Annotated in this window: 13 protein-coding genes; 5 read left to right on the forward strand and 8 right to left on the reverse strand. The window is 71.1% G+C overall.

Annotated features, from left to right (window positions below; translation table 11 throughout):
- Nucleotides 1-676: IS481 family transposase (locus tag ACFQUZ_RS32080; protein ID WP_377449008.1), on the forward strand; the 676-nt coding region annotated here is incomplete at its 5' end.
- Between the two features lie 47 nt (nt 677-723).
- Here ACFQUZ_RS32080 and ACFQUZ_RS32085 read toward each other — a convergent pair.
- The 4 genes from ACFQUZ_RS32085 to ACFQUZ_RS32100 form a co-directional block, all read right to left on the reverse strand.
- Nucleotides 724-1,239 (reverse strand): nucleoside deaminase, encoded by a 516-nt coding sequence (locus ACFQUZ_RS32085; RefSeq protein WP_377449010.1) that lies wholly within the window; start codon nt 1,237-1,239, stop codon nt 724-726.
- Nucleotides 1,236-1,793: a tRNA adenosine deaminase-associated protein gene (locus ACFQUZ_RS32090; RefSeq protein ID WP_377449011.1), complete on the reverse strand. Its 558-nt coding sequence runs from the start codon at nt 1,791-1,793 to the stop codon at nt 1,236-1,238. Before ACFQUZ_RS32090 ends, ACFQUZ_RS32085 begins: the two co-directional genes overlap by 4 nt.
- Nucleotides 1,794-1,966: 173 nt before the next feature.
- The gene (locus tag ACFQUZ_RS32095; RefSeq protein WP_377449013.1) at nt 1,967-2,137 is read right to left on the reverse strand and encodes a hypothetical protein; all 171 of its coding nucleotides are present in this window, start codon (nt 2,135-2,137) and stop codon (nt 1,967-1,969) included.
- 164 nt (nt 2,138-2,301) lie between these two features.
- On the reverse strand, nt 2,302-2,691 hold the full coding sequence (locus tag ACFQUZ_RS32100) for a hypothetical protein (RefSeq protein ID WP_377449015.1): 390 nt from the start codon (nt 2,689-2,691) through the stop codon (nt 2,302-2,304).
- A gap of 190 nt (nt 2,692-2,881) precedes the next feature.
- Here ACFQUZ_RS32100 and ACFQUZ_RS32105 point away from each other — a divergent pair, with 190 nt between their 5' ends.
- Both ACFQUZ_RS32105 and ACFQUZ_RS32110 read left to right on the forward strand, forming a co-directional pair.
- Nucleotides 2,882-3,607, forward strand: a complete 726-nt coding sequence (locus tag ACFQUZ_RS32105) for a M23 family metallopeptidase (RefSeq protein ID WP_377449028.1) — start codon at nt 2,882-2,884, stop codon at nt 3,605-3,607.
- 126 nt (nt 3,608-3,733) lie between these two features.
- Complete coding sequence (locus ACFQUZ_RS32110; RefSeq protein WP_377449017.1) at nt 3,734-4,819, forward strand: PHP domain-containing protein; 1,086 nt, start codon at nt 3,734-3,736, stop codon at nt 4,817-4,819.
- Nucleotides 4,820-4,940: 121 nt separating this feature from the next.
- Here the strand turns inward: ACFQUZ_RS32110 and ACFQUZ_RS32115 are convergent, their stop codons facing one another.
- The gene (locus tag ACFQUZ_RS32115; RefSeq protein WP_377449019.1) at nt 4,941-5,996 is read right to left on the reverse strand and encodes a DMT family transporter; all 1,056 of its coding nucleotides are present in this window, start codon (nt 5,994-5,996) and stop codon (nt 4,941-4,943) included.
- A gap of 152 nt (nt 5,997-6,148) precedes the next feature.
- Here ACFQUZ_RS32115 and ACFQUZ_RS32120 point away from each other — a divergent pair, with 152 nt between their 5' ends.
- A complete protein-coding gene (locus tag ACFQUZ_RS32120) occupies nt 6,149-7,819 on the forward strand; it encodes a DUF885 domain-containing protein (RefSeq protein WP_377449021.1) in 1,671 nt (556 codons plus the stop codon).
- A 186-nt stretch (nt 7,820-8,005) separates the two neighbouring features.
- On the opposite strand, the gene ACFQUZ_RS32125 is transcribed toward ACFQUZ_RS32120, so the two are convergent.
- From ACFQUZ_RS32125 to nudC, 3 genes are all read right to left on the reverse strand, one after another.
- Complete coding sequence (locus ACFQUZ_RS32125) at nt 8,006-9,448, reverse strand: DUF6114 domain-containing protein (RefSeq protein WP_377449023.1); 1,443 nt, start codon at nt 9,446-9,448, stop codon at nt 8,006-8,008.
- 55 nt (nt 9,449-9,503) lie between these two features.
- Entirely contained in the window at nt 9,504-10,061 is a 558-nt protein-coding gene (locus tag ACFQUZ_RS32130; protein WP_377449029.1) for a DUF6230 family protein, read from the reverse strand.
- 362 nt (nt 10,062-10,423) lie between these two features.
- Nucleotides 10,424-11,383, reverse strand: coding sequence for an NAD(+) diphosphatase (gene nudC, locus ACFQUZ_RS32135; RefSeq protein ID WP_377449025.1), 960 nt, complete (start codon nt 11,381-11,383; stop codon nt 10,424-10,426).
- A gap of 101 nt (nt 11,384-11,484) precedes the next feature.
- Between nudC and ACFQUZ_RS32140 the strand changes: the two genes are divergently transcribed.
- The gene (locus ACFQUZ_RS32140) at nt 11,485-12,612 is read left to right on the forward strand and encodes a questin oxidase family protein (RefSeq protein ID WP_377449027.1); all 1,128 of its coding nucleotides are present in this window, start codon (nt 11,485-11,487) and stop codon (nt 12,610-12,612) included.
- Nucleotides 12,613-12,729: the final 117 nt, after the last annotated feature.

Here is a 12,729-nt window from a genome sequence, read left to right on the forward strand (position 1 = left end):
ACGCCGCGCCAAGGTGCCCCGCCTGGCACACCTGGACCGGGCCACCGCAACACCAATCCGCCGCTACGAACACCCCACCCCCGGGGACCTGATCCACGTCGACATCAAGAAACTCGGCAACATCCCCGACGGCGGTGGACACCGCACCGTCGGCCGCGCACAAGGCATCCGTAACCGCGCCCGCACCGCCACCGCCCGCCGCGGCACCCGCGACCGCAGCCCTCGCCTGGGCTACAGCTACCTGCACACCGCCATCGACGACCACTCCCGCCTGGCCTACACCGAAATCCTGCCCGACGAAACCCGCGAAACCGCCGTCGGTTTCTGGCTACGCGCCCACGCCTGGTTCACCCACCACGGCATCACCGTCCGCCGTGTGATCACCGACAACGGCTCGGCCTACCGATCCCGACTCTGGCGCGACACCCTCACCACCGCCGGCATCACCGTCAAGAAGACCCGCCCTTACCGCCCCCAAACCAACGGCAAAGTCGAACGCTTCCACCGCACCCTCACCGACGAATGGGCCTACGCCAAGGCATACCCCTCCGAAACCGCCCGCCGCAAAGCCCTCCCCGCCTGGCTCCACAACTACAATCACCACCGCGCCCACACCGCACTCGGCGGCCACCCACCCGCCAGCCGCGTACCCAACCTCTCTGGACAGAACACCTAGATCGCCGAGGCGAGGGCCCCGGGGGGGAGGGCGGGGGCGGGGGCGGGTCAGCGGAAGAACGCTCGGAGCAGCGCAGCGCATTCCGCTTCGAGGATCCCCCCGTACACCTCGGGTCGGTGGTTGAGCCGCCGGTCCCGGACCACGTCCCACAGGGAGCCGACCGCCCCTGTCTTGGGTTCCCAGGCTCCGAAGACGAGGGTGGCCACCCGCGCCAGCACCAGGGCACCGGCGCACATGGTGCATGGCTCGAGGGTGACGACGAGGGTGCACGCATCCAGCCGCCAGGCGCCGAGCCGAGCCGCCGCCCGGCGGAGCGCCAGCACCTCGGCGTGTGCCGTCGGGTCGCCGGATTGCTCCCGTTCGTTGCGGCCAACGGCCAGCTCCACGCCGTCGGGCCCGTACAGGACCGCGCCGACCGGAACGTCGATGCCAGGGCCGATCGGTCCGGTGCCCGCGACGGCGAGCGCACGCCGCATCCAGTCCTCGTGCCGCCGGCGCCGGTCGTGTCCGGGTCCGGGTCCGGGTCCGGGTCCGGGTCCGGGTCCGGGTCCGGGTCCGGTCACGCCTCGCGCAACTCTTCCACCTCGTCGCCGCAGCCCAGCGCCTGGCAGATCTCGGCGACCACGTCGGCTGGCAGCATGCCCTCCCGGGCGCACAGGGCGAGCAGCCGAGGAGCGGGAATGCCGAGGTCGGCGAGGACGTCGGCATCACCGACCGGGTCGGCGTCCGGATCAACCGCCGGCTCCTCGGCCTCGTCGTCGGCGTCCTCGTCGTCGGCGTCCTCGTCGTCGGCGTCCTCGTCGGCGTCCGGCTCGACCACCGCGTCGATCTCCAGCGCCGGAGCCTTGATGTCACCCACCAGGAGCGCACCGATCCGGGACTCCTCGGCGAACGCCGAATCGGAGCCGAAGATCCGCAGGTCCTCGCCCTCGTCGAGGCGCAGGATCGCCAGGTAGGTGTCGTCCGACTCGACGAACAACAGCGCCAACTCCGCGTCGGGATCCACGTCGCGAAGGCGGTCGGCCACCTCATCCAGGTCGGCGGCGCCGGTGAGGTCGACCTCGGCCGCCGTCCAACCGGCCGCGCCACGCGCTACGGCTGCCGCGAAGTACGACACTGTCCCCCCAAGTTCCCTGCGGCGATCAACCACACAACGCTGGATCACCGTCATACGTGACGGTGTTTGACCGTCGCACGTGACGGTAGCCGGTCCCGATCGGAAAGCCGCCGCACAACGCACCGAGGCGAGCGACGGGTTCGGGACGGAACATGCGCCCCGGGCCTCGCGGGTCAGCCGGCGGCGAGCCGGCGACGGGTGGCGATCAGCTCCTGAAGCCGCTCCACCCGCGCCCCGGGGGGGCGGTCGCGGTCACGGATGCGCTTCGCCCCGGCGATCTCGGCGAGCAGCTGCATGCGTCGGCGGCTGCGGTCCGGATCGAGCCGCGACTGGATCGTGGGCATAGCGTGGAGCGTGCCGAGTCGGGATCGGTTCGTCAAGGCCCTGTTCGGTCCGCATTCGGGCCGCCACGCTGGGACAATGACACCCCCGTGGTCAGCGACGGCAGAGCGGGTCGAGCCCACCGGGCGAGGCCGAACCTCCGCGTCCGCTGCTCACGGTGCCCGCCTCACCAGAGCGGCCAGTCTCCGGTTTCGGCCCACCGGATCGCCACGGCTGCCGTGGCCACGCTCCACCCCACCCCGGTCGCGATGGCGATTCCGGCTGCGGCACCTCGGTCGCCGTACCGGGTCAGCAGCCACGCCGCCAACCACGCGATCCCACCAGCGAGCACCGTATACCACACATAACCGGCCAGTTGCCGACCAAGCAGCCCGACCAGCAACAGCCACGCAGCGGTCAGGGTAGCGCCGGCAGCCACCGCACCGCCGCGAACCGGATGGGGTTCCCGGTACGTCGGACGTCCCTGCCCGCGCGGGGCCCGTTCGGCGGGGAACAGACCCGAGGGCGGGGCCACGCCGGGCGGTGGCGCCCCGCCGCTGCCCTGTTGTTGCCCCATCCCATTGGCTCCCTCGCTGCCCCGCGTCACTGCTCGGCAGCCTACCCGCGTACGGGTGAGCGGCTGCCGGTACGCGGAGACGGCTCCGCTCTGTCAGGATGTCGGAATGGTCGGACGACGGCATGGCGGAACCGGCGGCATACGCCATCGTGGCGGACGACCGGCGTGGCGCCGGCCCGCGGCGGGGGCGCTGCTGCTCGCCTGTCTCTTCGCCACCGGTTGTGGTGGCGAGCCCCCGCGACCGGTCGGGGCGTCCGCGCCAGCGGCAACGGAACCGTCGGCTACCGCGCCGTCGTCGCCGAGCCAACCGGCGGGCGCGAGTCCGTCGAACGAAACGGGCATCGGTTCGGCTGGCAGCGCCGCTCCATCGAAGCGACCGAGCCCCAGCGCCGAGCCCTCCACCCGCCGGTACGCCTTTCCCGTGCGGGCGCGGAACGTCGACTACCACCCCACCCACAGCGCCTATCCCGGTACGGACCTCTTCGCGGCCTGCGGGGCACCGGTGGTAGCCGTGACCGACGGCACGATTCTGGAGGTCAGCCGGGTCGATCGGTTCGACAAGTTCGGGCCGATGGGTCCGAACAACGGTGGGAAGTCGGTCTCGCTGCTTGGTGACGACGGGGTGCGGTACTACGGATCGCACCTGACCCAGGTGACGGCCGGGGTGGAGAAGGGTGTCCGGGTCCGTGCCGGGCAGTCGCTCGGCACGGTGGGTAAGACGGGCAACGCGAACAACGTCTGTCACCTGCATTTCGGTATCTCCCCGCCGTGCGCGCGGACCGGCGACTGGTGGATCCGACGGGGTGTGGTGTGGCCGGCGCCCTACCTGGACGCGTGGCGCAAGGGCACGAACCGCTCACCGGCCGCCGCCGTGTCGGAGTGGCACCGCAAGCGCGGTTGCCCCTCGGTGCCCTGACCGGGTCCGTTCGTACTGCTCCTGACTCCGGTCGCACGCCGCCTGACGCCAGGTGCTCGCTGAGCCGTGTCGCGGATACCGGGCGCCGGACCACCCGCCGCGCCGCTGGCCGATACCGTGAGCAGTATGAAGCCCCGCGACGCGCTGGCCGACCTCCGCCGCATCGCCTTCCTGCTGGAACGCGCGAACGAGGCGACCTACCGGGTCCGGGCGTTCCGTTCCGCGGCCAAGACCCTGGCCGAGCTACCCGCTGCCGAGCTGACGGCTCGCGCCGAGGCAGGCACGCTGACCCAACTTCCGGGCGTGGGGGACGTGACGGCACGGACGGTGACGGAGTCGCTGCGCGGCGAGGAGCCCGTCTACCTGCGTCGGCTCGCGGCCACCGATGGGGTGGACATGGACGAGGCAGCGCAGCGTCTCCGAGCCGCGCTGCGCGGCGACTGCCACACCCATTCCGACTGGTCCGACGGTGGTTCGCCGATCGAGGAGATGGCGCTCGCCGCGGTCGAGCTTGGCCACGAGTACCTCGTGCTCACCGACCACTCGCCACGGTTGAAGGTGGCGAGGGGACTCACCGCCGACCGGCTGCGTCGCCAACTCGACTATGTGGCCGCGGTGAACGACCAGTTGCCCCCGGGCTTCCGGATCCTCAGCGGCATCGAGGTCGACATCCTCGCCGACGGATCGTTGGATCAGGCCGACGACCTGCTTGCCCGGCTCGACGTGGTAGTCGGCTCGGTGCATAGCGGCCTGAATGACGATCGTGGCCGGATGACCCGGCGGATGCTCACCGCCGTCGCCAACCCGCATCTGGACATCCTCGGTCACTGCACCGGCCGGATGGTGTCGGGACGGCCCAAGGGTGTGACGGGACCGGGAGACCGGGGACACCGGGCCAGGACCAGGCCGCCCAGCGACTTCGACGCGGACGCTGTCTTCGCCGCCTGCGCCGAGCACGACAAGGCGGTTGAAATCAATTCACGGCCCGAGCGGCAGGATCCGCCGAAGCGACTGATCCGGGTCGCTCTCGAGGCGGGGTGCCGGTTCGCGCTCAACACCGACGCGCACGCGCCGGGACAGTTGGATTGGCAACGCTTCGGCTGCGAACGGGCCGCGCGGTGCGGTGTATCGGCGGACCGGGTGGTCAACTCCTGGCCAGCCGACCGGTTGCTGTCCTGGACGCGGTCGCATGACGAGCCGCGGGGACGGTGAGGCGGTCGTGCGACGGCGACCCCCACGGACGGTCGGAACCGGCGGCCCCGTCGCGTCCGGCGGCCCCGCTGTCGACCAGCCCACCGACTGCATGGGCGCACGTCAGTGATGTCGAGCGGGTTCAGGTGCGCCGCGCCCCGGTCGAGGCGGCCTCCTCCGGGCGGGAGGCGGGATCCAATCCGGCCGTACCGGACGCGGCGGGGTCGGCCGCCACGGGGTTGGTCGCAGCGGTATCGATCACCGCCGCGTCGGGCGTTCCGGGCGGACGACGCGGCGCCCACTGAGACAGCGCCACCCCGGCCAGCACGATCGCCGCTCCGACCGGCTGGTGCCAGACCAGGTGCTCGTCGAGGACGACCACGCCGACCAGCACCGCGAACACCGGGATCAGATAGGTCACGGTCGAGGCCGTGCTCGCGCCGACCAACCGGATGTTGCGCATATTGATCACGAATGCCAGACCGGTGCCGAACGCGCCCAGGACCAGCACGCTCGCGACGACCTCAGCGGACAGTCGGGTTGGCGCCGGCGGCGCCCCCGCGACCAGCGGGGCGATCACCGCGAGCTGCCCGGTAGCCATGATCAGTTGTGCGGCGGCCAGGGCCAGCCCCGACTCGGTCCGGCCGGCGACGAATCTCTTCTGGTACGGGATGATGAACCCGTAGCAGGCCGCCGCCGCGAGGCACATGAGCTGCCCGGTGAGGTGCGCCCCACCCACACCCTGCCACACGCCGAGCACCACGAGGACGCCGACGAAACCCAGCACCATGCCGGCCGTCCGCCGCTTGGTCAGCCGCTCGGTCCGGAAGAGGAGCACCGCGAGTGGCAGCACCATCAGCGGCGTGGTGGCGTTCCAGATGCCGGCGAGCAGGGACGGGATGCGCTGCTCGCCGTACCCGAAGAGGGTGAACGGCAACGCGACGCCCACGGCACCCACGACCGCCATGTGCGCCCATAGCCGGCCGTCGCGGGGCAGTCGCTGGCGCAACACCGCGAGGACCACGAGCAGGGTCAGCGCGCCGGCCGCGGCCCGGCCGAGGGTCACGTAAGCCGGATGCAGCTCGCGGATCCCCACCTTGATGAACAGGAAGCTGGACCCCCAGATGGCCGCCAGCGCCACGAAGCCGGGCAGCCACCGTCGGAGATCCACGCTCTCGGTGGTGGTCGGGGTCGTCACGCGCCCACTCTGCCGCAGCGGTACGACAACCGTCCCGCGGTTTTCGGAGGGTGTGGCGGAGCACACTGCCGCCCGCCGCCACGGTAGGAGGCAGCCGACCTGACCAGCAATCTGGGCGGCGATCCGCCGGTCACGTCACGTAGGGTCGGGCCGTGGGAAAAATTGATGAACTGGCCAACCGGTACGTGGCCGAGTGGGCTCCGCTCAACCCGACGGGCGCGACCTACGTCGGCATCGCTGGCTTCGACGACCAGCTCGACGACCTGTCCCCGGACGGCTTCGCCGGACGGGCGGAGCTGACCCGGCGAACCCTGACCGAGCTCGACCGCACCGAACCGGAGTCCGAGGAAGAGCGGATCGCCAGGGAGTCGATGCAGGAGCGTCTGGGACTGGAGCTGGCCCGGCACGAGGCGGGCGAGACGGTCAGCGAGGTCAATGTAATCTCCAGTGGGCTGCACGACCTGCGGATGGCGTTCGACATGATGCCAACCGACGGCGAACATGCGGTGGCCAACATCGCCGCCCGGTTGACCAGGTTCGCCGGCGCGCTGGAAGCGTACAAGGACACCCTGCGACAGGCCGCCGCCCGCGGCCACATCAGTTCCCGGGCTCAGCTGGTCGAGGTCGCCAAGCAGTGCGACATCTGGACCGACCCGACCGCCGACAACTTCTTCCATGGTTTGGTGGGACGGCTGTCCGCCGACGGTCCGCTCGATGCCGATCTGCGCCGGGGCGCCGCCGCGGCCACCGCGGCCACCATACAGTTCGGACAGTTCCTGCGGGAGGAACTGGCGCCGCGCGGCCGGGAGAAGCAGGCCGCCGGCCGCGAGCGGTACGAGCTGGCCTCCCGGTACTTCCTCGGCGCCCGGGTGGACCTGGACGAGACGTACGCCTGGGGCTTCGCCGAGTTGGCCCGGCTGGAGGACGAGATGCGGGCGGTCGCGGCCCGGATCGTCGGTCCGGGCGCGACCGTCGACGAGGCGGTGACGGCGCTGGATGCCGACCCGGCCCGCAAGATCCAGGGCAAGGAGGCGTTCCGGGACTGGATGCAGGCACTGGCCGACAAGGCCATCGCCGAGCTGCACGGCACCCATTTCGACATCCCGGAGCAGGTACGCCGGATCGAGTGCTGTCTGGCGCCGACGAGCGATGGCGCGATCTACTACACCGGACCGAGCGAGGACTTCTCGCGGCCGGGCCGGATGTGGTGGGCGGTGCCCCAGGGGATCACGGAGTTCTCCACCTGGCGCGAGGTGACCACCGTTTACCACGAGGGAGTGCCGGGACACCACCTCCAGGTCGCCCAGACCGCCGTACGCGCCGATCTGCTCAACCGGTGGCAGCGGCTGCTCTGCTGGTGCTCGGGACACGGCGAGGGCTGGGCGCTCTATTCCGAGCGGCTGATGGACGAACTCGGCTACCTGGAGGACGCTGGCGACCGGTTGGGCATGTTGGACGGTCAGGCACTGCGGGCCGCCCGGGTCATCGTCGACATCGGAATGCACCTGGAGCTGGAGATCCCGCGAGACAACCCATTTGGTTTCCACCCGGGCGAGCGTTGGACGCCCGAGTTGGGCTGGGAGTTCATGCGGGCGCATTGTCGAGTGCCGGATGAGAACCTGCGCTTCGAACTCAACCGGTATCTCGGCTGGCCGGGGCAGGCGCCGTCGTACAAGGTCGGTGAGCGGATCTGGCTGCAGGCCCGCGACGAGGTGCGGGCCCGGCGGGGTGCGGCCTTCGACCTCAAGGAGTTCCACCGCGAGGCGCTCGACCTCGGGTCCCTGGGCCTCGACCCGTTCCGCGCCGCCCTCTCCCGGATCTGAATCCGCTCCGCTGGAGTTTCGCGCGGGCGGGGCGGCGAACACGCGTCCTGCCCGCGCGGGCCCCCGACGGTGCCGTACCAGGTCCTGTGTCGAAGCCCCAGGCCGGCCCGCCGCGGGTCAGCGGGTGGATCGGCCCGGACACTGCCGGACGCCGCCTCGGCTCGACGGAGGACGGTGACGCAGGCTCTAAGCCAGCCGCTGGTTCAGCGACGGCGTGACGGACAGGGTGTCGCAGTCGATCAGCGCGAGTTGGATGTCGGCGTCGGTGAAGGTGAGCGACACCGGCACGGTGAGGTCGATCCCGTCCGGAGGGAGCGGCGAGTCCGGAGTCAGGGTGATCTTGATGCCGAGGATGCGACCGACGAACCGGGTGGTGTAGAACTCGACGTTGCCCTGCACGGTGAGTTCCGGGCTCTCGTAGCGCAACGACCGCTCCGGCGGGCCCTGGATCTGCAACGCGAAGTCGGTCGTGATCGCGCGGCTCATGGTGAACTTCAGGACCGCGATCGGCCCGGCCGCGGTGCGAAAGTCCCGCACGATTCCCTCGAATCGAAGATCCTTCATGGTGAGCCGAGATCCGGTGAGCCGGGACGGCACGTTCGCGGCGGTCGGCGTGTCGGAATCGGCGGCCAACGTCGGTGCCGTCGCCCCAGCGGTCCTGGAGGGTTCGGGCCGTGGCGCGCAGCCGGGTATGGCCACCGTGGGCACGACGCTCGGCGCGGATGTCGTGGCAGCCGGCTTACCGCTGGATGCCTTCGGGGAAGCGCTTCGCGGTGCCGGCGCGCCGAACGTCGGGGTGACCTCCGGGGAAGCGGTCGCCGTGGCCGTCTTCTTCGACCCGCCAGCGAGGAACTCGCGCACACGGCTCAGGAGGTCGGTCAACAGGTTGCCATCGTCGGGGTCGCTGCCGGCCGGGGTGGTCGGAGTCGCCGACGGAGCCGGTGACCGACTCGGGCCTGTCGGCCGGGTCGGTCTGGGCGCTCGCGCCGGCACGGACGGCCGGCCCGATGCGGTCGGTCCGCTCGGCGACCGTGCCGGCACCGACGGCTGGCCCGAGGTAGCCGGGCCGCTCGGCGATGGGCAGGGCGCGGCCCGCGCCGGCTCCCCCCGGTCGACCACGAGGAGGCCGGTGGCGGTGAGCATCGTCGCGAGCAGCAGCACCGCGAGCATGTGGGGAGGGCGTCGAGCCGAGCCCTCGGGCGGCGTACCGGTGTCGGCCGCTGGCCCGGCCGGCTCGCGCACCGGTGTCCAGGCGAAGCCCAACGCACCGCCTACCATGCCGAGCAGCATGCCGATGAAGAAACCGCCCAGGTTGATCGCGACGAGGGAGAACACCGCGGTCACCGCTGCCACGATCGCGTAGAACATCCGCTGCTGCGGCGTGAACCACAGCAGGAACCCGCAGGTGATCAGGATGGTGGGGATCAGCCAGGAGAGGAAGCCGGTCGGTCCCATCTGGAAGGTGAGACCGCCCAGGCTCAGTTGGGTGGTGCCGAATATTTCCGCGCCGGCGATGACGGTCAGCAGTCCGCCCCAGAAGGGTCGCGTTCGTCGCCACCAGCGGAATGCCCGCCTGCCTTTGACGAAGGCCTCGACGGCGGCGGACCGCTGCGCGTCCGCGGTTGTCACGTGCGTCCTCCTGATGCGGTCCGGCTCGGGAACGGCTCACCCTCGCCGCGTCAGCTCAGAAACATTCCTTGGCGTCGTCGCCGCTCTTCACGGCCAGGGCGAGCCCGGTGAGAGTGAACGTGCCGGCGCTGGTCGAGCGGGCCACCTGCTTGAGGTCTGTGATGACGACCCGGTCGGCGCTCTGACCGAACTGTCCCGCCTGGCCACCCAGGTCACCGGCGTCCCGACCGATCTGGATGTTGGTGAAGGTGGCGTCGCCCGCCAGCGAGTCCATGTCGATCAGCAGGTTGTCCGCCGTCGCGGGCCGGCCTCCACCGCCGGCGTTGATGGTGAGGACCACGGGCAGCCCCGGCACCTTGACGGACTGGCAGAGGTCGTACAGTTGCGCCCTGGTGATGGCCGAGACGGCGACCGGGTGGTTCTTCCGGTCGGCGGGGTTGCTCGGGTTCGCGCCCTTCTCGCTGGCCAGGCCGCCGTACTGCCGGAAGCCGTCACCGACCAGTTTGGACGCCGACACCTTGAAGGTCTGGCCGGACACGGCGAAGGACGCGGCGATGGCCCCGTTGGCCATGCCGAAGACGATGGCGCCGGCGACGGCGGTGGCCGGCAGCATGAGGGCGGCGAAGCGGCGCCATCTGACGCGCCCCTGCGCCACGCTTACCCGGGAATCCTGCACGGGGTCCTCCTCGATAGGGGTCGCCCAGCGGCCAGCGCGATTCGAGTGGGCGGGGCGGCCAGCTGCCGCCCGTGCGTACTCACCGGTAGCCCTGGGCGTGCGCCCGATGTTCCCGCGAAGCGGCGTGGCTCACAAGACCCTTGCTACCGACCGGTAACCCGGTTGCTCGCGTCGAGCCCGATGGCGTCACTCGGCGTACAGGACGCCCCGGGACCGGAGATAGGCGAAAGCGGACGAAGCGGCGACGGCATATCGAGGTGCTTAACTATACGTAGCTGACTGGCAGTGGCATCACGGTTCTATAACGGAGAGCCGGCAACACGAGCCGTCGGACTTGCGTTCACATCGGCCAGCCAGGTCTCGAAGAGCAACCGATCGATGGCGTCGTCCCGTCCGAGCCGGCGTCCGGCGGTGATCCGCTCCCGCAGTTCAGCACGGGTGAACCAGCGTGCCGCCACCAGTTCCGCACCGTCGACCCGAAACTCGTCACCGGTGGCCATCGCGTGGAATCCCACCATCAGGCCGGCGGGGAAGGGCCACGCCTGGGATGCCAGGTAGCGCACCGAGGACAACTCCACGCCCGCCTCCTCGGACACCTCCCGGCGGACGGCGTCCTCCAGGCTCTCACCGACCTCCACGAACCCCGCGATCAGCGCGTACCCGTCCTCAGCCGCGCCGCGATGCCGGGCCAGGAGGCAGCGAGCCGGGTCCCCCGGCGCCTCGATCAGGACGATCACCGCCGGCTCGATCCGGGGGAAATGCAGCCGGCCACAGTCGGGGCCACGGCAGAGCCGCGCATGACCACCGTGCCGGCTCTCGGTGGGTTGGCCGCAGGCACCGCAGAACACCTGATGCCGATGCCAGTGCAGCATCCCCCGGGCGTACGCCTGGACGGCCGCCTCGGCGGCACTGAGACCCGAGACAATGGCCCGCACATCCGCCGTCCGATCGGCACCGGTCGCCGCCACAGCGTCCTCCTCGGACAGACCGGACAGGTCTATCGCGAAGACCGGCCGCGTCCCGTCCAGGCCGAGGAAGACCGGCTCCTGGGCCTCCTGCACGTCTCCGGGGAGTTCCGCCTGGGACCAGGCGACCGGACGCAACGGCTCGCCCGCCACAAAGCAGCGGTCCCGCCACATCGGCACCATCCGGGCATCCGGCGTGAGCATGGCGGCCATCCGCGCGGGATCGGCACGGTCCGCCCCCGCCCGGTCCAACAAACCTCCGGTGTACGTCAACGAGCGCCGCTCCAGGTCCACGCGACTACGGTCGCATGCCGACCCACCGTGGCAGGCGGCGGGTCCGACGCAGTTCAGCGGCATTTGACTTCAACCGAGGTTGAGAGAGCAGGCTGCTGAGCATGACAAACTTCGTGCTCGACGAGGCGTACGAGCGACTGGTCGGGACCGGTCCGGAGCGTAACGGTTGGTTGTCCAACCACGCGCCGATGGCCGTCGAGGCCCTGGTCCACCATGGTCGGACGATGGCGGTCCACCGCTGGATCGACGGATACGCCGATCGGCTGGAGGAGCGGCCACGCGGCATCGCTCCCATCGAGCGGGACGAGTGGCGGGATCCATTGGGAGATCCGTTACGGACCGGCGACTGGCTGCGGTACTTCGAGCGTGAACTGGCCGCCGAGCCGTGGCAGGCCGTACTGACCCGCTGGTGGCCGCGCCTGCTGCCGGGTATCGCGGCGGGTGCCACCCATGGCGTCATCCGGGTCGGTCACGCGGTCCGTGCGTTACTCGACGCCGAAACCGCGCCGCGCGTCGCTGAGTTGGGGCAGGGCCTGGCCTACTGGGCGGCCCGCTGGCAGCCGCTCGCGCCGGTCGGCGCCGGCCCGTACCCGGTCCGTGACCCGCGATCGGCGCTCGATGCGGTACCGCGGGTACCGGACCAGCGGTACGGCATCCGCGCACGGCTGGCCCAGCTCGCCGCCCTACCCGGATGGCCCGAGGCGGCCGGCGCGGTGCCCGGGGTTTCCACGGCTCCGACGGTCGCCCTGGCGGCGATCGTCGACGCGGCGACGGAGCGGTTCGGCACCCATGGGTACGGCGCGCCGATCATGATGGTGCACTCGGTGACGGCGCCGAACGCCGTGCTCCGGACGCTGCCGGCGCTGCCGTCGGCGCTGTGGCCGGCCAGTGTCGCTGCGGCGTGGGCGGCGACGGCGGCCGTGACGGCCGCGTACGCGCCGGGCGCGGGTAGGTCGGCCGCGCCGGCGCCCCACCCGACCGGCCAACCGGTGGACACCGGTCAGCCCCCGAACGGCGGTGTCGACGCCGGTCGGCCAGTGGCCGCCGGCGGGTTGATCAGTGCCCGGCCATCGATGGCCCTCGACGACGTCGTCGACCGAGCGGTCGCTACGGGGGACCCACACGCGATCAAGTTCGTGGACACCGCGATGGACACCTACCGACGGACCGGTGATTCGACAGTCGTCGCCATCGCCAACCGCTCGATCGACCTGATCAGCGCAGACTGACCGAGCGGTCGAGTTCGGAAGTGGAAACGCAGTTGAGGGCCACCCTTTACCGGGTGGCCCTCGACTGGATGATTGTCCGGCGGCGTCCTACTCTCCCACACCCTCCCGGGTGCAGTA

It is taken from the genome of Plantactinospora sp. GCM10030261 (assembly GCF_042666615.1).
Lineage (GTDB): Bacteria > Actinomycetota > Actinomycetes > Mycobacteriales > Micromonosporaceae > KBS50.

Excerpts from the sequence above, each read along its gene's own strand:
- ACFQUZ_RS32140 (WP_377449027.1), top strand. The coding sequence starts at position 11,485 with ATGACAAACTTCGTGCTCGACGAGGCGTACGAGCGACTGGTCGGGACC.
- ACFQUZ_RS32095 (WP_377449013.1), bottom strand. The coding sequence starts at position 2,137 with ATGCCCACGATCCAGTCGCGGCTCGATCCGGACCGCAGCCGCCGACGC.
- ACFQUZ_RS32100 (WP_377449015.1), bottom strand. The coding sequence starts at position 2,691 with ATGGGGCAACAACAGGGCAGCGGCGGGGCGCCACCGCCCGGCGTGGCC.
- ACFQUZ_RS32110 (WP_377449017.1), top strand. The coding sequence starts at position 3,734 with ATGAAGCCCCGCGACGCGCTGGCCGACCTCCGCCGCATCGCCTTCCTG.
- ACFQUZ_RS32130 (WP_377449029.1), bottom strand. The coding sequence starts at position 10,061 with ATGCTGCCGGCCACCGCCGTCGCCGGCGCCATCGTCTTCGGCATGGCC.